This window comes from uncultured Ramlibacter sp. (assembly GCF_936925435.1).
Taxonomy (GTDB): domain Bacteria; phylum Pseudomonadota; class Gammaproteobacteria; order Burkholderiales; family Burkholderiaceae_C; genus Ramlibacter.
The window spans coordinates 154,745-176,956 of the sequence record NZ_CAKZHQ010000005.1 but is presented as its reverse complement, the minus strand read 5'-3'; the positions used below and the strand labels follow the sequence as shown (position 1 = coordinate 176,956).

At 67.9% G+C, this 22,212-nt stretch carries 21 protein-coding genes and 1 pseudogene; 4 read left to right on the top strand and 18 right to left on the bottom strand.

Translation table 11 applies throughout. The annotated features are described in order from the left end of the window. Positions 1-70: 70 nt before the first annotated feature. The 11 genes and pseudogenes from Q0632_RS06230 to Q0632_RS06180 form a co-directional block, all read right to left on the bottom strand. Positions 71-1,984 carry a family 2A encapsulin nanocompartment cargo protein cysteine desulfurase gene (locus Q0632_RS06230; protein WP_298925845.1) on the bottom strand — a complete coding sequence of 638 codons (1,914 nt, stop codon included), beginning with the start codon at positions 1,982-1,984 and terminating at the stop codon, positions 71-73. A 10-nt stretch (positions 1,985-1,994) separates the two neighbouring features. After that, on the bottom strand, positions 1,995-2,927 hold the full coding sequence (locus tag Q0632_RS06225) for a family 2A encapsulin nanocompartment shell protein (protein WP_298925842.1): 933 nt from the start codon (positions 2,925-2,927) through the stop codon (positions 1,995-1,997). Between the two features lie 64 nt (positions 2,928-2,991). After that, positions 2,992-3,261, bottom strand: a complete 270-nt coding sequence (locus Q0632_RS06220; protein ID WP_298925840.1) for a helix-turn-helix transcriptional regulator — start codon at positions 3,259-3,261, stop codon at positions 2,992-2,994. Next, positions 3,258-4,181, bottom strand: a complete 924-nt coding sequence (gene epsC, locus Q0632_RS06215) for a serine O-acetyltransferase EpsC (RefSeq protein ID WP_298925835.1) — start codon at positions 4,179-4,181, stop codon at positions 3,258-3,260. Before epsC ends, Q0632_RS06220 begins: the two co-directional genes overlap by 4 nt. After that, positions 4,181-4,648 (bottom strand): rhodanese-like domain-containing protein, encoded by a 468-nt coding sequence (locus Q0632_RS06210; RefSeq protein WP_298925832.1) that lies wholly within the window; start codon positions 4,646-4,648, stop codon positions 4,181-4,183. The genes epsC and Q0632_RS06210 overlap by 1 nt, the downstream gene beginning before the upstream one ends. Before the next feature lie 137 nt (positions 4,649-4,785). Next, a complete protein-coding gene (locus Q0632_RS06205; RefSeq protein WP_298925829.1) occupies positions 4,786-6,123 on the bottom strand; it encodes an LLM class flavin-dependent oxidoreductase in 1,338 nt (445 codons plus the stop codon). A 100-nt stretch (positions 6,124-6,223) separates the two neighbouring features. Then, positions 6,224-6,469: a hypothetical protein gene (locus Q0632_RS06200; RefSeq protein WP_298925826.1), complete on the bottom strand. Its 246-nt coding sequence runs from the start codon at positions 6,467-6,469 to the stop codon at positions 6,224-6,226. A 98-nt stretch (positions 6,470-6,567) separates the two neighbouring features. Continuing rightward, positions 6,568-7,530, bottom strand: a complete 963-nt coding sequence (locus Q0632_RS06195) for a tripartite tricarboxylate transporter substrate binding protein (protein WP_298925823.1) — start codon at positions 7,528-7,530, stop codon at positions 6,568-6,570. A 47-nt stretch (positions 7,531-7,577) separates the two neighbouring features. Next, positions 7,578-8,458 (bottom strand): annotated as a pseudogene (locus tag Q0632_RS06190) (fatty acid desaturase). Positions 8,459-8,462: 4 nt separating this feature from the next. Then, the gene (locus tag Q0632_RS06185; RefSeq protein ID WP_298925821.1) at positions 8,463-9,266 is read right to left on the bottom strand and encodes a PhnD/SsuA/transferrin family substrate-binding protein; all 804 of its coding nucleotides are present in this window, start codon (positions 9,264-9,266) and stop codon (positions 8,463-8,465) included. A gap of 10 nt (positions 9,267-9,276) precedes the next feature. After that, the gene (locus Q0632_RS06180; RefSeq protein WP_298925818.1) at positions 9,277-10,281 is read right to left on the bottom strand and encodes an ornithine cyclodeaminase family protein; all 1,005 of its coding nucleotides are present in this window, start codon (positions 10,279-10,281) and stop codon (positions 9,277-9,279) included. A gap of 178 nt (positions 10,282-10,459) precedes the next feature. On the opposite strand from Q0632_RS06180, the gene Q0632_RS06175 reads away from it, so the two are divergent. Beyond that, positions 10,460-11,470, top strand: coding sequence for an ABC transporter substrate-binding protein (locus Q0632_RS06175; RefSeq protein ID WP_298925816.1), 1,011 nt, complete (start codon positions 10,460-10,462; stop codon positions 11,468-11,470). A 141-nt stretch (positions 11,471-11,611) separates the two neighbouring features. Here Q0632_RS06175 and Q0632_RS06170 read toward each other — a convergent pair whose 3' ends face one another. The 7 genes from Q0632_RS06170 to Q0632_RS06140 all read right to left on the bottom strand — a co-directional run bounded on the left by Q0632_RS06170 (position 11,612) and on the right by Q0632_RS06140 (position 19,529). Further along, the gene (locus Q0632_RS06170) at positions 11,612-12,754 is read right to left on the bottom strand and encodes an ROK family transcriptional regulator (protein ID WP_298925813.1); all 1,143 of its coding nucleotides are present in this window, start codon (positions 12,752-12,754) and stop codon (positions 11,612-11,614) included. Between the two features lie 13 nt (positions 12,755-12,767). Next, positions 12,768-13,541: an ATP-binding cassette domain-containing protein gene (locus Q0632_RS06165; protein ID WP_298925810.1), complete on the bottom strand. Its 774-nt coding sequence runs from the start codon at positions 13,539-13,541 to the stop codon at positions 12,768-12,770. Then, the gene (locus tag Q0632_RS06160) at positions 13,538-14,728 is read right to left on the bottom strand and encodes an ABC transporter permease (RefSeq protein ID WP_298925807.1); all 1,191 of its coding nucleotides are present in this window, start codon (positions 14,726-14,728) and stop codon (positions 13,538-13,540) included. Before Q0632_RS06160 ends, Q0632_RS06165 begins: the two co-directional genes overlap by 4 nt. 68 nt (positions 14,729-14,796) lie before the next feature. Further along, entirely contained in the window at positions 14,797-15,819 is a 1,023-nt protein-coding gene (gene xylF, locus Q0632_RS06155) for a D-xylose ABC transporter substrate-binding protein (protein WP_298925804.1), read from the bottom strand. 138 nt (positions 15,820-15,957) lie between these two features. Then, positions 15,958-17,811: a potassium transporter Kup gene (locus tag Q0632_RS06150; RefSeq protein WP_298926039.1), complete on the bottom strand. Its 1,854-nt coding sequence runs from the start codon at positions 17,809-17,811 to the stop codon at positions 15,958-15,960. Positions 17,812-18,046: 235 nt separating this feature from the next. Further along, positions 18,047-18,235, bottom strand: a complete 189-nt coding sequence (locus tag Q0632_RS06145; RefSeq protein WP_298925800.1) for a hypothetical protein — start codon at positions 18,233-18,235, stop codon at positions 18,047-18,049. A gap of 268 nt (positions 18,236-18,503) precedes the next feature. Further along, positions 18,504-19,529, bottom strand: a complete 1,026-nt coding sequence (locus Q0632_RS06140; protein WP_298925798.1) for a phosphotransferase — start codon at positions 19,527-19,529, stop codon at positions 18,504-18,506. Between the two features lie 197 nt (positions 19,530-19,726). Between Q0632_RS06140 and Q0632_RS06135 the strand changes: the two genes are divergently transcribed. Genes Q0632_RS06135 through Q0632_RS06125 form a run of 3 tightly spaced genes read left to right on the top strand, consistent with a single transcriptional unit; the run spans position 19,727 to position 22,211 of the window. Then, positions 19,727-20,380, top strand: a complete 654-nt coding sequence (locus Q0632_RS06135; protein ID WP_298925795.1) for a GntR family transcriptional regulator — start codon at positions 19,727-19,729, stop codon at positions 20,378-20,380. Next, on the top strand, positions 20,367-20,999 hold the full coding sequence (locus Q0632_RS06130; protein ID WP_298925792.1) for an isochorismatase family protein: 633 nt from the start codon (positions 20,367-20,369) through the stop codon (positions 20,997-20,999). Before Q0632_RS06135 ends, Q0632_RS06130 begins: the two co-directional genes overlap by 14 nt. A gap of 15 nt (positions 21,000-21,014) precedes the next feature. Beyond that, a complete protein-coding gene (locus tag Q0632_RS06125; protein ID WP_298925789.1) occupies positions 21,015-22,211 on the top strand; it encodes a CoA transferase in 1,197 nt (398 codons plus the stop codon). Position 22,212 lies beyond the last annotated feature (1 nt).

The window sequence follows — 22,212 nt, the reverse complement described above, 5'->3', positions numbered from 1 at the left end:
AATTCGAAGCTTATGCACGCGCTGCGCCGCGCCGCGTTCCCGGCGCAAGCAGCGCAGGCTGCTTGCGCCCTCAGCCCGTGCGCCGCTGCCCGGCCAGGCGCCGCACCACCGCCACCAGACCGTCGATCTCGTCGTAGGTGTTGTAGAAGGCCAGCGAAGGCCGCACCGTGGTCTCGACGCCGAAGCGGCGCAGGATGGGCTGGGCGCAGTGGTGGCCGGTGCGCACGGCGATGCCTTCGTCGTTGAGCGCCTGGCCGACTTCCTCGGTGGTGTGGCCCTTGAGGACAAAGGACATCACGCTGGCCTTGTCGGCTGCCGTGCCGATCAGCCGGACGCCCGGGATCTCGCCGAGCTTGCGCATGCCGTAGTCCAGCAGTTCGTGCTCGTAGCGGCCGATGTTCTCGATGCCGATCTTGTTCACATAGTCGATCGCCGCGCCCAGGCCCACGGCGTCGGCGATGTTGCCTGTGCCGGCCTCGAACTTGTTCGGAATCGGCTGGAACACGGTCTTCTCGAAAGTCACGTCGGCGATCATGTTGCCGCCGCCCTGCCAGGGCGGCATGTCCTCCAGCACCTCGCGCTTGCCCCAGACCACGCCGATGCCGGTCGGGCCGAAGAGCTTGTGGCCGGAGAAGACGAAGAAGTCCGCGCCCAGGTCCTGCACGTCCACCCGCATGTGCGAGACCGATTGCGCGCCGTCCACCAGGGCCTTGGCGCCGGCGCGGTGGGCCAGCTCCACGATCTCCTTGACCGGCACCACCGTGCCCAGGGCATTGGAGACCTGGGTGACGGCCACGATCTTGGTGCGGTCGTTGAGCAGCTTGCGGTACTCGTCCAGCAGCACCTGGCCCGAATCGTCCACCGGGATCACGCGCAGCCTGGCGCCCTTGGCGGCGGCCAGCTGTTGCCAGGGCACGATGTTGGCGTGGTGCTCCAGATGGGAGACGATGATTTCGTCACCTTCGCCCACATGCTGGCCGCCCCAGCTCTTGGCCACCAGGTTGATGGCTTCGGTGGTGCCGCGCACGAAGATGACCTCGTTGACATCCGGCGCGTTGAGGAAGCTGCGCACCTTTTCGCGGGCGCCTTCGTAGGCGTCGGTGGCGCGGGCCGCCAGCTCATGGGCCGCGCGATGGATGTTGGAGTTCTCGTGTTCGTAGAAATACGAGATGCGGTCGATCACAGCCTGCGGCTTTTGCGTGGTCGCTGCGTTGTCGAACCAGACCAGCTGGCGGCCGTTCACCCGCTCGGACAGGATGGGAAAGTCGCGCCGCACGGCCTGCACATCGAAGGGCGGGTGCCGGCCCTGACCGGCCTGCGGTACCGTGCCATGGGGCGCGGGCTTGGCCGGCGTGACGTAGCCGCTGGGCAGGACGACCGCATCGACGAAGTAGAACTTGGGCTGGTCCGAGGGTGTGGTCTGCGGCACGGCTGCGGCATTCACCGGACTGGCTGGCGGTGTGGCGGGCAGGGCGAATGGCGCCCGCGCCAGGGCCTCGAGCGGGTCGGCGGCAGGCACCGGCTGGCCGTGGCCCTGGTTCAAAAAGTAGAAGGCTGCGTCATCCGTTGCGGGCTGCGTGGCAGCCTGCTGCAGGCCGGCACCCTGGACTTCAGGCACACCCAGCACGGCGCCGCCCAAACGCGGTTCGTAGGCCGGCAGCGCGCCCAGCACCGTGTCGGGCACGCCGTTGCCTGCCTGCGCATGGGGCAGCAAGGCGGGCGCGCGGTGCGCCAGCGAGGCCAGTGGTGTGGGCGATGCGGGCAGCAGGTTGGCACCCGGCACCAGGCCTTGCGGCACTGGCGTGCCGGGCACCGAAGGCCCGAAGCCGGCCGGGCTGGCCAGCGGCGAGCCCGGCGGCGCGATGTTCACCGGTGCCTGGACGCCGGGCGTGGCCCCGCCGGGCAGGGCCGCGAACATGGCAGAGGCCATGCGCGCCAGCAGTGCCGGATCGATGGGCGCCTCCAGCTGGGAGCTTGTGGTCATCCGCGGCCTCTTACTTGTAGGTGTCCGGATAGTCGTGGTACTTGTTGACCTCGACGTCGTCCAGCACTGCCAGCGCGTCGCTGGTCAGCACGGCCAGCGAGCAGTACAGCGAGATCAGGTAGGAGGCGATCGCATGGTTGTTGATGCCCATGAAGCGCACCGACAGGCCGGGGCTCTGTTCGCCGGGCAGGCCGGGCTGGAACAGGCCGACCACGCCCTGACGCTTGTCGCCCACGCGCAGCAGCAGGATCTTGCTCTTGCCGTCGGCCACAGGGATCTTGTTCGACGGAATCAGCGGGACGCCGCGCCAGGTGATGAACTGCGAGCCGAACAGGCTGACCGTGGGCGGCGGCGTGCCGCGCCGGGTGGCTTCGCGGCCGAAGGCTGCGATCGCCAGTGGATGGGCCAGGAAGAAGGCCGGCTCCTTCCAGACCTTGGTCAGCAATTCGTCCAGGTCATCCGGGGTGGGCGCGCCGGTCAGCGGCAGGATGCGCTGGCTGTCCGTCACCTGGGCCAGCAGGCCGTAGTCGGGGTTGTTGATCAGCTCGCTTTCCTGGTTTTCCTTGATCGTCTCGATCGTCAGGCGCAGCTGCTCCTTGATCTGGTCGTGCGGGCTGCTGTACAGGTCGGAGATGCGGGTGTGCACGTCCAGCACGGTGCTGACGGCATTGAGGAAGTATTCGCGCGGCTGCTCCTCGTAGTCCACAAAGGTGCGCGGCAGCTGGTTCTCGCTTTCCTTGGCGGTGCAGGTGACCTTGATCGACTCGGGATTGCGGACCTTGTTCAGGCGGTAGATGCCCGCTTCGACCGGCACCCATTGCAGCAGGTGGGTGAGCCAGCGCGGGCTGATGGTTTCAAGCTGGGGGGCCGTCTTGGTCGCGTTGGCAAGTTGCCGCGCGGCGTTGTCGCCAAGGGCGGTGGTGCCGCCTACTGTTGCCGTCATATGAACACTCCGTTGAGGAAGGACTGGGATTTGCTGCGCAGTGTCCAGCCAGCTCAGCGGGGGCTCAACATGCTATAGACGTCAACTTGATGAAGCGGGCCAGGTTCTGCTCGTTGACCGCTTCGCCGCGGATGACCAGGGTCGAAGGGGCGACGCCCAGCGCGCCCGCCAGCTTCTCCACCGTGGTCAGCGAGGCGATGGCCTTGCCGCGCTCGATCTCGCCCACGTAGGAGCGGTTCAGATTGGAGTGTCCGGCCAGGGCCTCCTGCGACCAGCCCTGGGCCTCGCGCGACTGGCGCACCGCGATGCCAAAGCTCTCGACCAGGGGCGTCATGGGGCGGCCCTCGTGGCCGAGGCCTCGCGCGAGACGGCCTGCGTGACATTGCCGCCGGCCGGCACATCATGGGTCAGCCAGACATTGCCACCGATGACCGCGCCCTTGCCTAGGGTCACCCGGCCCAGGATGGTGGCGCCGGCGTAGATCACCACGTCGTCCTCCACGATGGGGTGGCGCGGCAGGCCCTTGTGCAGATGGCCGTCGTCGTCGGTGGGAAAGCGCTTGGCGCCCAGGGTGACGGCCTGGTAGACCCGTACCCGTTCACCGATGACCGCTGTCTCGCCGATCACCACGCCCGTGCCGTGGTCGATGAAAAAGCCCGCGCCGATGGCCGCGCCGGGATGCAGGTCGATGCCGGTCTGGCTGTGCGCCAGTTCCGCCACGATGCGGGCCAGCAGCGGCAGCTCCAGGCGGTACAGCTGGTGCGCTACGCGGTGGTGGATCATGGCCAGCACACCGGGGTAGCAAAGCAGGACCTCGTCGACGCTGCGGGCCGCCGGGTCGCCGCGGTAGGCGGCGACCACATCGCTGTCGAGCAGACGGCGTATGGCCGGCAGGGCAGAGGCGAAGCTGTGGACCAGGGCCTGGGCCTTGGCGTCGATCTGCGCATCGAGCTCGCCATTGCCTTCGCGTCGCGCGCTGTAGCGCAGCTCCAGCCTGGCTTGCGCCAGAAGCGCGTGCAAAGCCGCGTCCAGGGTATGGGCGACGTAGAAGTCCTCGCTTTCCTGGCGCAGGTCGGGCGGCCCCAGGCGCATGGGAAACAGCGCGCCCTTGAGGCTTTCCACGATGCCGCCGACGGCTTCGCGCGAGGGGAATTCGCGGCCGCCAGGCTCGCGCGAGCGCTTTTGCGACTCGCGCCAGTCGCTGCGCGCTCCGTGCAGGGCCTGGACGATGCCGGCGACGTCGAAGCTGGCCATCAGTCTTGCACCCAGGGCAGGCCATGGTGGCGCCAGCCATCGCTGGTGCCGCGGTGCTGCAGCGCGTCGATTTCGCCTTCGAAGCCTTCCAGCACATTGAACACCTGGGTGAAGCCGGCCTTGGCGGCGGCCTCGGCGGCCGCCGCCGAGCGCTTGCCCGAGCGGCACAGCAGCAGGACCACCGCCTCCTTGCCCCCAACCTTGACTTCCAGCTCGCGCACGAAGCGCGGGTTGCGCGTCATGGCCGTGCCGCTGGCCCAGGGGACGTGCAGGCTGTCGGGCACCTGGCCGACGAACTTGCGTTCTTCGGCCGTGCGCACATCCACCAGCAGGGCCTGGCCGGACGAAAAAAGCGCCCACGCCACTTGCGGCGGCACGCCCCCGGCATAGGGCAGGCCGGCCGCCTGGGCGGCGGCCTGCGCGGTCTGGAGGGCTTCGGGCAAAGGTTCGGACAGGACGGACGACATCGTGGTTCCATGAACAAGTGAGGCTGGTCCATCCAGCCTTCAGGCGGCTATAGCCACCATGCAGTCACTGTAAAAGCCGGCCCACAAAACGCAAACGACTCAAAAGTCGGTTTCTTGGAACCAAACTGTCTGTTGGCTCACGCGGCTGTACCAGCGTCCGGACGGCGATGCTGGTTGGCCGGCCGCGCCAGGCCCAGGTGCTCGCGCAGCGTGCGGCCCGTGTACTCGGTACGGAACAGGCCGCGCCGCTGCAGTTCGGGGATGACCAGGTCGGCGAAATCCTTCAGGCCGTGCGGCAGGGTGGGCGCAAGCACATTGAAGCCGTCGGCCGCGCCGGTGGTGAACCACTCTTCCAGCTTGTCGGCAATCGTCTCCGGCGTGCCGACCAGGGTCCAGTGGCCGCGCGCGCCCGCCACCTTTTCATAGAGCTGGCGGATGCTCAGCTTGTCGCGCCGCGCCATGCTCTCGAACAGGGCCTGGCGGCTGCGCCAGCCTTCGGTCACCGGCAGGCCTTCGGGGAAGGGATCGTCCACCGAATAGCCCGACAGGTCGACGTTGCCCAGGAAGGTGGACAGCAGGCCGACGCCCAGCACCGGGTCGATGAGCCCCTGCAGTTGCTCGAACTTCTCTTGCGCCTCCTGCTGGCTGCGACCGATGAAGGGCGAGATGCCCGGCATGATTTTCAACTGGTCCGGCGTGCGGCCGTGCGCAGCCAGCCGGCCCTTGAGGCCGCTGTAGAAGGCCCGCGCCTCCTGCACCGTCTGCTGCGCGGTGAAGACGACTTCGGCCGTCGCCGCCGCCAGGTCCTGGCCGTCGCCGGAGGATCCGGCCTGCACCAGCACAGGGTAGCCCTGCGGCGCGCGCGGCGTCTGCAGGCCGCCATGCACTTTGAAGTGCTCCCCCTCATGGGCCACGCGGTGCAGCCTGGCCGGGTCGAAGAAGCGGTTGGCGGCCTTGTCGTGGACAAAGGCCTCGTCTTCCCAGGTGTCCCACAGGCCCTTGACGATCTGCACGTACTCATGGGCCCGTGCGTAGCGGTGGGCATGGCCCAGCTGCTGGTCCAGGCCGAAGCTGCGCGCCTCGAAATCGCTGCCCGAGGTGACCAGGTTCCAGCCGCTGCGCCCGCCGCTGATCTGGTCGAGCGAGGCGTACTTGCGCGCCAGGTGGTAGGGCGGCAGGTAGGTGGCCGAGACCGTGGCCACCAGGCCGATGTGGGTGGTCGATTGCGACAGCGCCGCCAGGCTCAGCAGCGGGTCCAGCGGATACCACAGGGCGTTCTTGGCCACCACATGGTTCGGCGCTTCGGGCAGGCCCACGTTGTCGGCGAAGAAGATGGCGTCGAACTTCGCGTCTTCGGCGATGCGGGTCCACTCGCGCAGGGCTTCGATGCGGCCGCCGGCCGATGGGTCCACGTCCGGATGCCGCCAGGCCGCCAGGTGGTGGCCGACGCCGAAGAAGAAGGCGCCCAGGTGCATTTGTCGTTGAGTTTCAGCCATTTGAGAGGTAAATAAGGCTCCGGCCCCCGCCGATTGGACCTGGAGCGCTATCAAATCAGGAGTCAAGGCGGATCGTCGCCTACCAGGAATGGGCGATGCAGGCTGGGCTGCTCGCGGCCGCGTTGGCGCTGGCCTGCAGGCGCCGCCGTGCGCGCACCGGAACGTAGCCGTGCGGGGCCCGGCGCGCCAGCGCATGCGGCGACGCACTGGCAATGCCCCAGGCCTGGACGGTGACGGCCAGCACGTGCGCGGCAGCCTGCCTGACCGAGGACCTGCTCAATGCTTGCGCCATGGGCGCTTGTGCCGACTCAACGCAATTTGTCATCGGCGTTGATTGTGGAAGGCCGGCACCCAAAAGAGAACGAATCAAAATTCGATTGGATATGAGGCAAAGGTCTGAGGCCTGCGCTGGCGCAGTGCGGCTCAGTTCGGCTGGATGCCCGAGCGCTTGATCACGGCCGTCCATTTGACGGTTTCGGATTTGATGAAGCTGCCCAGTTCCTCCGGCGTGCTGCCGATGGTGAAGGCCCCGATGTCGTCGTAGCGCTTCTTGAATTCCGGGCCCTGCACCACGGCGGCCAGTTCCCTGGACACCTTGTCGATGATGGCGCGTGGTGTGCCGCTGCGCGCCACCACGGCGTACCAGGACGTCACCTCGAAGCCGGGAAAACCCGCTTCCGCCATCGTCGGCACATTGGGCAGCCAGGGCGCGCGGCTCTTGTAGGCGATGGCCAGCGGCTTGAGCTTGCCGGCCTGGACGTTGGGAATGGCAGTGATCACCTCGTTGAAGATGAACTGCGTCTGGCCACCCAGCAGATCGTTCATGGCCGGGGCCGCGCCCTGGTAGGGGATGGCGGTGAAGTCCGCTCCCGTCTGCGACTTGAGCAGTTCGCCGGCCAGGTGCGAGTAGGCGCCCAGGCTGACGCCGAAGTTGACCTTGCCCGGGTTCTTCTTCGAATACTCGATCAGCTCTTTCGGCGTCGCCGCCGGCACGCCGGGATGGACCAGCAGGACTTGCGGGGTGAGCACCAGCAGGGAGACCGGTGTGAAGTCCTTCTCCAGGTCGTAGGACAGGGTCTTGAACAGCGCCGGTTGCACCGTGAGGTTGGAAGCCGGTGCCAGCAGCAGCGTGTAGCCGTCGGCGGGCTGGCGTGCCACATGGTCAAAGCCGATGTTGCCGGCCGCGCCGACACGGTTTTCCACGATCACCGGCTGCTTCAGGCGCCGCTGCAGTTCGTCGGCCGCGTCGCGCGCCACCTTGTCGGCGATGCCGCCGGCCGGGTAAGGCACGACGAAGTGGATGGGCTTGGACGGGTAGTCCTGGGCCAGGGCGGCACCGGCGAGCAGGGGGATCAGGGCGGCCAGCAGCCGGTTCAGGGTTTTCATGGGAGCTCCAGGAGAGACAAGACGAAGGAAGGCGGGAGGGCAGGCGTTCACCAGCGCGGATGCGCCGGGTCGAACACCGGGCGGAACAGGAAGCGGCGCGCGATCTCCAGATAGCCGCGGTAATAGAAGTCCCGGTTGGTTGCCAGCATCTCGGCGCGCTGGGCGCGCCATTTCGCAGGGATGCGGTACCAGGGCAGGGTGGGCGAGCGGTGGTGCACCAGGTGCAGGTTGTTGTACAGATAGAGAACGCCCATCAGCGTGTTCGACTCCACGATGGCGACCCGCTCCATGGGCTTGTCGCCCCAGCGATGTTCGGTGAAGGTGCGCAGCATGCCCAGCGACATGCCGGGCCAGGCAAAGCAGACCAGGGCATGTCGCAGATGGCGAGAACCCAGGACAGCAGCACGGCCAGGCTCAACGCATGCGTGACCCAGTGCCGCACATTGGAGAAATCGCCGTTGCGCACGCGGCCGGTCTCGCGCCGGGCCAGCTTCCACAGGCGCAGGAAGGGGCCGAACACCAGCCGGAACCACAGGGTCTGGTTCAGCAGGGGCAGGCGCCGCTGCCAAGGCCCGGCCTGGGCCCAGGTGTCGCGCAGCTGGTAGTAGCTCTCGGTGTCGCGCTGCGGATGGGTGATGTTGAAGTTGACGTGGTGGGTGCTGTGGCTGCGGTGGTAGATGGGGTAGGGCATCCACAGGCCGATCGGCGGCCAGACAAAAACGCTGCGCAGCCACGCTGGCCAGTGGCGCAGGCCATGGATGCTTTCATGCTGCAGCGAGAAGTGCCATTGGGTCACATAGCCACCGGCCAGGAGCAGCACAACAAAGGGAATGGAGGCGTGCCACCAGGTCAGGGCCAGCCAGCAGGCATACAGCACCAGCCCCAACAGCACGGTGGGCAGCTCGTAACGGTCCCAGTCCAGCTTCATGGGTTCACAGCGCCTCGAAAGCAGGCATGGGCTGCGCAGCGATGGCAGGCAGGCTGTCGTAGCTCGCAGCTTCGGGTTCGGCGAAGCCGGCCAGCAGCAAGCGCTGGCGGACTTCGGCCAGCGCGGGAGCGGCAATGCTCGCCTGCAACGCGCTGCGCAAGGCCTGCAACTGCGCGTCGCGCAAGGGTGCCGTCGCCACCAGGGGCGGAATGGGCCGCGCCTGCGTGCTCGCGATGGTCCGCACCTGGGCCGCGAAGGCCGGGTCGTCCTGGCGCAACAGGTCGTGGTAGTAGCTGTCCAGCGGGCCGACGTCGATCTCGCCGCGCACCAGGGCCTCGATCACACCCCGGGCGTGGATGAGGTTGCCAACTGCGCGCGCATAGAGCCGCTCGCCGCGGGCGCTGCGGTAAGGCGCGAGATGGTCGCGCAAGGCGACGCCACCCGACATGGAGTCGGCCAGCGTGTAGCCGACGGTGCCGCCGAAAGTGTCTTCGAGCCTTGTGAAGGCTGCGTCGGAGCGCACCACGATGTCGGTGAAGTACACCGGCCGGCCGCCGTAGCGCGCCGGCGAGGGAATGGGCGCGGCGACCAGCAGTGGACGGATGGCGCGCTGCGCGTACGGCAGGCCGCACATCATCGCCAGGCCCAGGTCATCGCGTGCCCACAGGGCGTTGAGCGGCGCCGGCGGGTCGTGGTCGATCACCTCCCAGGGCAGGCCGGCCTGCTGCAGCACCCAGGCCAGCAGCGCTTTCCAGTCGGCGCGCAGCTGGGGCGTGGCCGAATACATGCGGGCGTTGGCAACGGGCATCTGCGCTCTCTTACCTGTAGCGCAGGACCTGGCCGATGCCCAGTGCCTGGGCCTTGCGCAGCATGGCGCTGCCCAGGGCAATGTCTGACAGCGACAGTCCTCGGTGCCAGAACAGGTTGGTCTCGTCCTCGCTCTGGCGGCCCGGCTTCAGGCCGGCCACGATCTCGCCCAGCTCGGCATGCAGGGTCTGCTCGGACAGACGGCCGCTGTCCACGTGGGCGCGCAGGGCACCGAAGGGGCCGGACCTGGCCTGGCCCCAGTGGTCCATGACCATCTTGTCCATGATGTCGGTCAGCGACAGCTCCACCGCGCTCATGGTGCCGTAGGGGATGACGCAGGCGCCCTTCTTGATCCACTGCGTCTTGAGCAACGGCTCGGGCTGCTCCAGCCGCGAGGCCTCGACCACGATGTCGGCGCCGCGCACGCAGGATTCCCAATCGGTTGTCACCGTGATCTTCTTGCCCAGGTCGTGCTCCAGCCGCGCGGCGAAGGCGTCGCGGCTCTCCGGCCGGCGCGAATGGACGCGGATCTCGTCGAAGTCAAAGATGGCATCGAGCAGGCGGACGTTCCAGTACGAAGTGCCGCGCGCGCCGATGTGTCCCAGCACCTTCGAGTCCTTGCGGGCCAGATGGCGGGCGCCAATGGCGGTCACGGCCCCGGTGCGCATGTCCGTGATGTCGGAGGCGTCGATGATGGCGATGGGCGCGCCGGTCCTGGGGTCGAACAGGTTCAGCAGCGCCAGCTCCGAGGGCAGGCCGATCTCGTAGTTGCGGTAGAAGTCGCCCACGGTCTTGACGCCGGCCACGCCCAGGGGGCGGATGTAGCCGCGCAGCACATTGAAGTGGCCTGGGTAGTCCTTCTCCGGAACCAGGTGCATGCGGGGCTCGATGACGGCCTGGCCCAGGCCCTGGGCCCGCAGGCCGTCCTCGACGGCCGAGACGATCTCGGCGTCCGTCATGGCCAGGGCCTGGACGTCGGCGTGGTTCAGGTAGGTCAGATGGATCGGCGTGCTCATTGTCAGCCCGACTGTAAGAGGGTGCGGCGCCGGCGCAAAGAATGAAAAAGTTGGGAGCAAACAACCGGAGTGTCTGAAGCGCGCCTTGGATGTTTTTCTCCTATGCAAGCGACAAGTCGGTATTTCCATCCGGCGCCGCCAGTCCCTAGAGTCGGGCTCTTTTGCGAAAGAGCTGTTCATGAAGATCCCACGTGTCCTGTCCCGCGGCCTGCTGCTCGCTGCCACCCTGGCCGCCCTGTCACCGGCGGCGCGGGCCGAAGGCCAGCTGCGCATCGCCGAACAGTTCGGCATCGTCTACCTGCTGCTGAACGTGGCGCAGGACCAGAAGCTGGTCGAAAAGCACGGCAAGGCCGCCGGCGTCGACATCAAGGTTGAATTCATCAAGCTGTCGGGTGGCGCGTCGGTGAACGACGCGCTGCTGGGCGGCTCGGTGGACATCGCCGCGGCCGGCGTCGGCCCGCTGCTGACCATCTGGGACCGGACCTACGGCAAGCAGAACGTGCGCGGCGTCGCCTCGCTGGGCAACTTCCCCTATTACCTGGTGACCAACAACCCGGCGGTCAAGACCATTGCCGACTTCAGCGACAAGGACAGGATCGCGCTGCCCGCCGTGGGCGTGTCGGTGCAATCGCGCGTGCTGCAGTTCGCCTCGGCCAAGCTCTGGGGCGACGCCCAGTTCAACCGGCTCGACCGCCTGCAGGTGGCCTTGCCCCATCCCGACGCCACGGCCGCCATCATCAAGGGCGGCACCGAGATCAGCGCGCATTTCGGCAACCCGCCTTTCCAGGATCAGTCGCTGGCCGCCAACCCCAACGCGCGCATCGTGCTCAACTCCTACGAGGTGCTGGGCGGCCCGTCCTCGGCAACGGTGCTGTACGCGACAGAGAAGTTCCGCGCCGACAATCCCAAGACCTACAGGGCCTTCCTTGACGCGCTGCAGGAAGCGGCGCAGTGGACCACGGCCAACCCGGAGAAGGCCGCCGACACCTACCTGCGGGTGGCCAATTCCAAGACCGACCGCGAGCTGCTGCTGCGCGTGATCCGCAATCCGGAAGTGCAGTTCAAGATCACACCGCAGAACACCTTTGGCCTGGCCAGCTTCCTGCACCGCGTGGGCGCCATCCGCAACAAGCCGGCCTCGGTGAAGGACTACTTCTTCCCGGATGCGCACATCGCCGCGGGAAGCTGAGGCCTGCGATGGTGTCTGCCGCCAACGCCAGCGCCGTGCGGGTCCTGCGCACCACCGCCTCGGCCTGGGGCCTGGCTTTCCAGCCGGCGCCGCTGCCGCAATCCATGTGGCAATGGGCGGTCTAGGCGGGCGGGGCGCCGTTCAGGGCAGCTGCCTTGCGGTCTGGCGCGGATGCATGGGCCGCAGGTACTGGTGCAGCACCAGTGCGGCCGCGCCCACGGCCGGAGCGAGCATTCCGTAGCGCGCCACACGCAGCGCCGGCGCGGCCATGCCGGCGCTGGCGGCGTAGGCGTTCAAGGTGTCCTGCGCCACCTGCACCAGCGCCGGGTGCCCCACGCAGGACGAGCCGCCCAGCACCAGCACGCGCGGATTGAAGGTGGTCCACAGGTTTTGCAGCAGCACGCCCAGGAACTGCCCCGCCTGCCGGGTGTGGCCCATCGCCGCGGCCTCCCCGGCGATGGCCCGCGCGCCGATGAAGGCCTCGGCGCAGCCGCGCCTGCCGCAGGAGCACAGGGGCCCGTCGACCTGGACGATGGTGTGGCCGATCTCGCCGGCCATGCCTTGCGCTCCGGTGAAGAGGCGGTCGTTCAGGACGATGCCCGCGCCGACGCCGACGTCGCAGTTGACGAAGACCAGGGCATCCTCGCCATCGCCGCTGGCGAACTCGTATTCGCTCAGCGCTGCGGCATCGGCCTCGTTCTGCGTGTGGACCGGAACCTCGGGCAGGCCGGCCGCCGCCAGCGCGCGTGTGAGCAGAGGCAGGAAGTCCACATTGCGCCAGCCCAGGTTGGGCGCGAAGCGCACCACGCCCGTGGCCTCGTCGAAGGCGCCGGGCAGGCCCAGGCCCACGCCCGACAGGCGCAGGCCGCGCGCGGCCATGCCGTCGTAGGCCAGGCGCGCCAGCCGCGCCGCCTGGGCGCACGCGGCCGCCGGCGCCGTGCTGGCCAGGGGCTCCTCGCCCGACCACCAGACTTCGCCCAGCAAGGACACGGCGACCACCCGCACGCAATCGACGGCGGTCTCGATGCCGATGATGCCGCGCGCATGGGGATGGATGCGCAAGGGCGTGGAAGGCCGGCCGATGCCGGCCGTGGTCGTGGCCGGTGCCTCACCGAGCCAGCCCTGCTCGACCAGTTCGCGCACCAGCAGGCTGACGGTGGATTTGGTCAGTCCACTGTGGCTGGCCAGTTGCGCGCGCGACAGGCCGGGGCGTTCGCGCACCAGTCGCAGCAGCACGCTGCGGTTGATGCGCTTGACGAGTTGCTGGTCGCCCGTGGTCTTCATGCGGGGCGCGGCGTCAGGTGCAGGTCCGCTCGGCCTGCGCCTTGCCCTCGGGCTTGCGCCCGCCGATGATCATGCCCAGCACCTCGTCCTCGGTCACGTCGGCCGTGTTGTAGGTGCCGACCAGGCGGCCGTTCTTCATCACCGCCAGGCGGTCGCTCAGGGCGAACACGTCGGGCATGTCGTGGCTGATCAGGAAGATGCCCACGCCCTGCGCCTTGAGCTCGCGCACCAGGGCGCCCACCATGGCGGTCTCTTCCGGACCCAGTGCGGCGGTGGGCTCGTCCATGATGAGGATGCGGGCGTTGAAATAGATCGCCCGCGAGATCGCCACCACCTGGCGCTGGCCGCCCGACAGGCGCCGCACCGGCGTGCGCACATTGCTGAAGTTTTTGTTCAGGCGCAGAAAGACCTTGCGTGCATCCGCATCCATGCGGTGGTCGTCCAGCGTGCGCCAGGGCGTCAGCAGCTCGCGGCCCAGGAACAGGTTGGCCACAGCGTCCAGATTGTCAGCCAGCGCCAGGGTCTGGTAGATCGATTCGATGCCCAGGCGCTGCGCATCCGACGGCGTGCGGATCTGCACCTTTTCACCTGCGACACGGACCTCGCCGCTGTCGATGGGGTAGGCCCCGGCCAGCATCTTCATCAGCGTCGATTTACCGGCGCCGTTGTGCCCAAGCACGGCCACCACCTCGCCGGGATACAGATTGAGGCTGACGCCGTCGACAGCGCGCACGCCGCCGAAGGATTTTTCGATGTGGCGCAGCTCCACCAGGCACCGTGCCGTCATGCTGTGTCCCCCGTCAGCTTGCGGTAGAGCACGTCGAACACCACGGCGACGATCAGCACCTGGCCAATGATGACGTAGCGCCAGCCGATGGCCACGTCCAGCAGCAGCATGCCGCTGTCGATGGACTGCATGATGAGGGCGCCCAGCACCGAGCCCAGGATGGATCCCGAGCCGCCCGACAAGGCCGTACCGCCGATGACGGCCGCGGCGATGACGTACAGCTCCATGCCCGTGCCCAGCGAGTTGGTGCCGGCGTTCAGCCGCGCGACCGAGACGACGGCGGCGACGGTCAGAAGCACGCCCATCAGCGCGAAAAGCATCAGCGTCACGCGCCGCACCGGGATGCCCACCAGGGCCGCGGCCTCGGGGTTGCCGCCCATGGCGAACACATAGCGGCCGAAGCGCGTGCGGTGCACCAGGAAGGACAGGCTGAAGGCCACCACCGCCCAGATCAGCACGGGCACGGGGATGCCCTGTGCGGCGTCCTTGTTGGGGATGCGGTAGCTGTTCATCGCGGCGGCGAAGCCCAGCACGATGGCCACAGGCACCAGCACCGCCAGCGTGTCCAGCCAGGCCGGATTGTTGGGCACGCCGTGCCTGTGCCTGGCGCGGCGCCGGGCCAGCATCAGCAGCACCAGGACGGCGCTCATCAGGCCGGCCAGCAGCCAGCTGGCCGTCACGCCGATGGCGCCGTCGTAACCGCCGCCCAGGCTCAGGAAGAAGGGATCGCTGATCGGCTGGGTCTTGCCGTCGGCCACCAGGAAGGCCGCGCCGCGAAACGACATCAGCCCGCCCAGGGTGACGACGAAGGAGGGCACGCCCAGCATCGCCGTCAGCGCGCCCTGGTAGACCGAGACCAGGATGGCCACGGCCAGCCCGGCCAGTGTGGCCTCGTACCAGGACCAGCCTGCCGTGTACTGCAACGCGGCGACCAGCACGCCGACGAAGCCCATCACCGAACCCACCGACAAATCGATGTGCCTGGCCACGATGACCAGCACCACCACGGTGGAGACGATGCCCACCACGGCCGTCTGCTGGGCGATGTTGTAGAGGTTCTCGGGCGACAGGAAGATGCCATCCGACAGCACATGGAAGACCAGGGCCACCAGCACCAGCACGGCGCCCATGAGCACCAGCCGCCAGTTGATGGCGGCCTGTTTGAAAGCGGTCAGGACATGGGTCATGGGGGCTATGGGGTCTTGAAACGAAACCGCGGGCCGGAGCCCGCGGAAATCCTTGGCGCAAGGCAGGGTTACTTGCAGGCAGCAGGCGCGCTGGCGCCCTGGACGCCCTTGCACAGCACGTCCTTCTTGATCCAGCCGGCCTTGAGCACGGTGTCCAGGTTCTGCGCGGTGATGGCGACGGGCTTGAGGAACTGGGCCTGCAGCGCCATCTTCTTCTCGCCGCCGCTCCAGCTGCTGGCGCCGTCCACCTTCTTGCCGCTGGCCAGGGCCACGGCAGCCGCAGCGGCGTCACGCCCCAGGTCGCGCGCGTCCTTCCAGACCGACACGGTCTGGCTGCCCAGCGCCACCCGGTTGAGCGCCGCATGGTCGCCGTCCTGGCCCGACACCGGCACGCCCTTGATGCCCTTGGCCGTGAGCGCCGCCACCACGCCGCCGGCCGTGCCGTCGTTGGAGGCCACGACCGCGTCGACCTTGCCGGCGTTCTTGGTCAGGATCTGCTCCATGTTCTTTTGCGCCACCTCGGGCTTCCAGCCTTCGGTGTATTCCTCGCCGACGATCTTGATATCGCCCTTCTTCACGGAGGCGTCGATCACCTCCTGCTGGCCGGCGCGCAGGAAGTTGGCGTTGGGATCGGTGGGCGAGCCCTTGATCATCACGTAGTTGCCCTTGGGCTTGGCGGCAAACACGGCGCGCGCCTGCATGCGGCCCACTTCCACGTTGTCGAAGGTGATGTAGAAAACACCCGGCGCCTCGATCAACCTGTCATAGGCCACGACAGGGATCTTCTGCTGGTTGGCCTTGTTGACCGCCGGCAGGATGGCGTCCTTGTCCATGGCCAGGATGATCAGGGCCTTGGCGCCCTTGGAGATCAGGCTGTCGATGTCGGCCAGCTGCTTCTCGGGCGAGCCGCCCGCATCGGCGCTGATGTATTTGGCGCCCGACTTGGCCAGCTGGGCCTTGATCGCGGCCTCGTCGGTCTTCCAGCGTTCCTCCTGGAAGTTCGACCAGCTGACGCCGACCGTGACCTGGGCCAAGGCGCTGACAGCGGACAGGCCAAAGGCCAGGCCGGCAAGACATTGTTTGATCTGCATGAAGGTCTCCCTGGGTTAGTTCGAGCAACGCACAAATTGTGGTGCGGCCCATGGCACAAGCCATTCGGGACTAACCCTTAGGATGTATTGACGGCCGGGCTGGCCATCACCAGAACCCGGACGCTGGGGCATCGCCGCTCAAGTGGTGGCAGGGCGCCGCCCCAACTCCACCACCCGTCCGGCCGGCAGGCCGAAGTAATCCGAGGCCCGGCCCGCGTTGCGGTGCAACCAGGTGAAGAGCATCTGACGTACCCGCCCCATTTGCGCCAGGCCGCCGGTACCCAGCGTCTCGCGCGAGGTGAAGTACGAGGTCGCCATGGCCTGCGCGGCGATGCCGTGGCGGTAGGACAGCAGCTTCATGAATTCCGGCACATCCGGACGCTCCATGAAGCCGTGGCGGAACACCACCTGCCAGATCCCCGCAGCCAGCGCCTGCGCTTGCACCCGATCGGCCGGGTCCACCCGCGGCGTGTCGGCGGCCTCCACCTGCAGCACAACCACGCGCTCGTGCAGCACCTGGTTGTGCTTGAGGTTGTGCAGCAGGGCATGCGGCACGGCGCCGGCATCGGAGGTGAGGAAGACCGCCGTACCACGCACCCTGTGCGGCGGCTGCGCGGCCAGGGCTTGTGCGAAGGGGGCCAGCTCCACACGGCCGGCCTGCGCAGCCTGCCGGTTCAGGTTGCGCCCGCGCGCCCAGGTCGTGAAGACCAGCAGCACCACGGCCGCCACCACCAGTGGCAGCCAGCCGCCGTCGGCGATTTTCAGGCTGTTGGCGACGGCGAACATCAGGTCCACGGCCAGCAGCGCTGCGGCGCCCACGCCCACCAGGACAGGGTTCCAGCGCCACAGCTTGAGCGCCACCACCGCGGCCAGCGCCGTGGTGCTCACCATGGTCAGGGCCACGGCGATGCCATAGGCCGCCGACATCGCGCCCGAGGTCTTGAAGCCCAGCACCAGGGCCAGCACGCCGGCCATCAGCAGCCAGTTGACGGCGGGCAGGTAGACCTGGCCCATGGCATCGCCCGAGGTCTGCACGATGCGCAGCCGCGGCAGATAGCCCATGCGCATGGCCTGCGCCGTCAGCGAGAAAGCACCGGAGATCACGGCCTGCGAGGCGATCACCGTCGCCGCGGCGGCCAGTACCACCATGGGCACGATGGCCCAGGACGGCACCAGGCGGAAAAAGGGGTTGTCGATGGCGCTGGGGTCGCGCAGCACCAGCGCACCCTGGCCGAAGTAGTTGAGCACCAGCGCCGGCAGCGCGATCAGGAACCAGGCCTGGCGGATGGCCCGGGCGCCGAAGTGGCCCATGTCGGCATACAAGGCCTCGCCGCCCGTGACCGACAGGAAGACCGCGCCCAGCACCACCAACGACTTGGCAGGATGCTCGGCCAGGAACTGCACGGCCCACATGGGGTTGATGGCCTGCAGCACCTGCGGCGCCTGCGCGATTTGCTGCAGGCCCAGCCAGGCCAGCGTGCCGAACCACAGCAGCATGACGGGGCCGAAGATCTTGCCCACCAGGCCCGTGCCGTAGCGCTGCACTGCGAACAGGCCGAACAACAAGCCGATCGCCAGCGGCAGCACGAAACGCTCGAAGGCCGGCGTCGCCACCGTCAGGCCTTCCATGGCCGACAGCACGGAGATGGCCGGCGTGATCAGGCTGTCGCCGTAGAACATGGCGGCGCCGGTCAGGCCCAGCGCGCCGATTGGCAGCCGCCAGCGCCGGCCCGCAGAAGCGCCGCCGACCGCGTGGCGGGCCAGGGCCTGCAGCGCCAGGATGCCGCCTTCGCCGTCGTGGTCGGCGCGCAGCACCAGCAGCACGTATTTGAGGGTGACCACGATGGTCAGCGCCCAGAAGATCAGGGACAGCAGGCCGAGCACGGCCGCCGGCGTGAGCGCCACGCCATGCGCGGGGCTCAGGGTTTCCTTGAAGGCGTAGAGGGGAGAGGTGCCGATGTCACCGTAGACGACACCGAGGGCGGCCAGCATCAGGCCGGCCTGCAGGCGTTGGCCTGCGGGAAGCGCGCCCGGTTGGGGCGGCAGGGTCAAGGCATTCATACATGCGATAGAAGTGGAACAGGGGGCGAAGCTTAGACCTGTTTGCTGCGGTGCAGCAAACGTCTGCAAGACAGAAAAGTCGATAGCGATCCGGCGCTTATGACTTTGCGGATGAGGCCATGCAGGAATCGATACCAAAGGCCACGGACATCCGTCAGCCCTGCCTTTAGCGCTGCACTTTCCAGATGTTCCCTGCCTCGAGCCTGGTGCTACCCGCTTCCGGCACCAGGAAGTCGACCTCCACCTCGTCACCCGGCTTGAGCGATTCGAGGTCCAACACGCGGTCGTTGATGTGGACGACAGCGGTACGGCCGCTTTCATCGCGCAGCTGCAGGGTGTCGGTCTTCGCGTCCACTCCGGCTACGACAAACACCCCCGGGTAGGCTCCCGACGCCACGCCAGCTTGCGAATCGAAGCGGCCTGGAGCCAGAGGCAGTCCCGGACGCTGGCCCGGTGGGCGTGCGATGGGATGCGCTGGACGCTGCGCGAGGGCGTTGGAAACCAGGCAGATGCCAGCCGCTGCGATGCCCGCGCGGCCGAGTCCAGAAACGAAGGTGCGTCGCTGCAGCATGTAGACCCTTTTGACTTTCAGCTGGCCGCTATTGTGCTCCGCGGGCAGGCCGTCAGGCGCGCAGGTCCAGCCCCTGCCACGCCTTGAACACATCGACCTGCTTGCGCAACCAGTCCACAGGCACGGAGTTCGTCCCCCAGTGGTGCAGCCGCCCGGCCGCCTCGCCAAGATTCCACAGGTGCCGCAGCTGAAGGAACAGGGGCAACGCCGCCAGGTCGCGCTCGCTCACCTGGCCACCGCCCGCGCGGTAGCCGCGCAGGTAGTGCATCCAGCGCTCGCGCAGCGCGTCGTCGGGTTCCTTCAGGCTTTTGCGAAACAGGTACGACCAGGGCAGCACGCTCAGGTCGTAGGCCAGGAAACCCGGGCCGGCATCGTCGAAGTCGAAGAACACGTTCTTCCTGGCGCCGGCCGAGTCCGCTCCCACATGGTTGTTGAAGCCGTGCGTGTCGCCGTGGCAGAGCACGCGTGTCAGCCCGCCCTCGGCCGCGGCCAACTCTGCAAGCAGGCGCTGGACCAGCCGTTGGTAGGTTTCGAACAGCTGCGCGCCCAGTTCCGGGTAGACCTGCAGGTAGCCCAGGGTTCGGCCGGCCAGGTGATGGCCGTCCAGCGTGTAGCGGCTTGGCGGGCCCGCGTAGTCGCGCGCCGCCCCGTGAATCTGGGCCAGGGTGCGGCCGGTCAGTTCGAAGTCTTCCAGCGTCTCGGGAATCTCGCCTTCGGCATGGCGGAACAGTGCCAGGGCGCGCTGGCCTTCGGGGAACTGCAGCTGGACGCCTGCGCGGCCGTCCGCAGCCGGCACCGCTGCCGCCACCCCCACGCCCCTGGCTTGCAGGTGGGCAAGCAGCGCGACTTCGAAATCGACATTGAAGCCGCCGCGCGGGCGGATCGAGTACAGCCGCGCCACATAGCGGGTTCCGTCGGCCGAGCGCAGCGCGTAGTTGTCGTTCAGGCCGCGGCGAATCAGGTGGCACTCCTGCACCGCAAGGCCGTGGTGGCGCGCCACCCAGCGTGCGATGGAGGAGGGGGCGGCGGTGGTGTGGGTGGGGATGAGATCAGGGTCGTGTCGCGGGGTGTCGGGCATGGCGCATTGTCCTTGCAGCGCTGCGCCACCTGTTTTGTCGGTCCCGGAGCGGGGGGTGAAGAGGGTTTCAGTGCCTGAATTGTCGACAATGAATAGCCGTCTCCGTTTGAGATTGGCTTTATCTCCAATGGAGATTGGATGATGCGCATTTTCAATGTGTACAATTTGTCGGAAATCTCCACCCAAGGACTGAAGCCGTGGAAACCGTCGCCGCGCGCATCCATGGCGCGATCAAGGAACAGATCATCGAGGGCCGCTACCCGCCAGGGGCGCGCATCACCGAGCAGAATGTGGCTGCCGAGTTCAGCACCTCGCGCACGCCGGTGCGCGAGGCGATGCGCCAGCTTGTGGCCGACGGCTTCGTCCGCTTCAAGCCCAACAGCGGCACCGTGGTGCGTGAGTGGTCCACCGAGGAGATGCGCCAGATCTTCGAGTTGCGCATCCTGATCGAAAGCGAGATCGCCGGCCACGCGGCCCAGCGCATCACGGATGCGGAGATTGCCCAGCTGGCGGGCATCCAGGACGACATCGAGTCCGGCGGCGCCGATACGGACCCCGAGAACGCCGCACGCATCGGCCGTCTCAACCGCGAGTTCCACCGCATCCTCGCCCAGGCCAGCCACAACGAGCGGCTGATCGCCATGCTGGCCAGCGCGATCGAGATGCCCATCGTGCAGCAGACCTTCCGGCGCTACACGCCGCAGCGGCTGGCGCGCAGCTTCAGCCACCACCGCGAACTCATCGACGCCCTCACTGCGCGCGACAGCGCCTGGGCCAGGAGCGTGATGAGCAGCCACATCCATTCGGCCAAGCAAACCCTGTTGGGAGAACAAAAGCATGGAAACACCTGACACCCAATCGCTGCACGCCAACTACGGCCGCGGCGCGTTCGGCGCCGGCCTCGGTCTGGGCACGCGGCAAGCCCTACTGATGGTCGACTTCGCGCAGGCCTACTTCGTGCCCGAATCGCCGCTGTTCGCGAACAGCCCTGAGGTGGTCGGACGTGCAGCAGCCCTGCTGGCCTGGGCCCGCGGGCGCGGGATGCTGGTCTGCCACACCCGGGTGGAGTACCGCGCCGACGGACTGGACGGCGGCGTCTTCTTCCGCAAGATCCCGGCGCTCAAGGCCTTCTGCGCTGGCAACCCGCTTGCCGACTACGTGCCAGCGCTCGCACCGCAGGCCGAAGAACCTGTGGTCACCAAGCAGTACGCCAGCGCCTTCTTCGGCACCTCGCTGGCCAGCCTGCTGCGCGCGCAGGGCGTGGACTGTGTGCTCATCGCCGGCATGAGCACCAGCGGCTGCGTGCGTGCGAGCGCGGTCGATGCGATCCAGAACGGCTTCATCCCGGTGGTCGTGGGCGAGGCCTGCGGCGACCGCCACCCCGCACCGCACGAAGCAAACCTTTTCGACCTGAACGTGAAATACGCCGACGTCGTCTCTTTGGCGCAGCTGCAGTCCGCGCTGGCCTGAACCAACGGAATCCCCATGGCACTCGAACACATCACCGTCCTGGACCTCACCCACATGCTCTCCGGCCCCTACGGCACCATGCTGCTGGCCGACCTGGGCGCGCGCACCATCAAGGTGGAGCCGCCCGGCGCCGGCGAAGGAACGCGGCGCTTGCTGGAGAACGACCCCGACTACTCGCGCGACGGCATGGGCGCCTACTTCCTCACGCTCAACCGCAACAAGCAGAGCGTGTGCATCGACCTCAAGAGCGAAGCCGGCCGCGCCGTGTTCCTCGACCTGGTGCGCCAGGCCGACGTGGTGTTCGACAACTTCAGCGTGGGCGTTCCCGCGCGCCTGGGCATCGACCACGAGACGCTGGCGGCTGTGAACCCGCGCATCATCACCTGCAGCGTCACCGGCTTCGGCGAGACCGGGCCGGACACGCAGCGACCGGCCTTCGACCAGGTCGTGCAGGCCATGGGCGGCGGCATGTCCATCACGGGCTCACCCGAGACCGGACCGATGCGCAGCGGCATTCCCATGGGCGACCTCGGCGGCGGCATCTTTGGCGCCATCGGCGTTCTGGCGGCGATCGCCGAACGCGAGCGCAGCGGCCGCGGCCAGCATGTGGACATTTCGATGCTGGACGCGCAGGTCTCGATGCTCAATTACATGGCCACCATGCACCTGATGTCGGGCAAGGTGCCCCAGGGCATAGGCAACGGCCACTTCGTCCACGTCCCGTACAACTGCTATCCCACGGCGGACGGCCACATTGTCGTGGCCTGCATCGGCGACGCGTTTTTCGAGCGCTTCGCGCAATTCATCGGCATCCCGGAGCTGCTGGACCCGGAATTCAAGAAGCAGCCGGTGCGCTACGCCGCCAAGGAGCGCATCGATGCGCTGGTGTCGGAGCGCCTGCGCACCCAGCCGACAGCGCACTGGCAGCAGCGCTTGCAGGAGGCACGCATTCCCTGTGGCCCGGTCAACAATTTCGCCCAGGCGCTGGACGACACGCAGGTGCGCGCGCGCGACATGGTGGTGGACGTCGCCCTGCACACGGGCGAGACCGTGCGCATGCCAGGCAACCCAGTGAAGCTCTCCGGTGCCGCCGGCACCGCCTTCAGCGCGCCGCCGCTGCTGGGCCAGCACACCGACGCGGTGCTGATGGATGTGGTCGGCTACGACGCCGAACGCGTGGCAAGCCTGAAGGCCAAGGGCGCGGTGGCCTGAG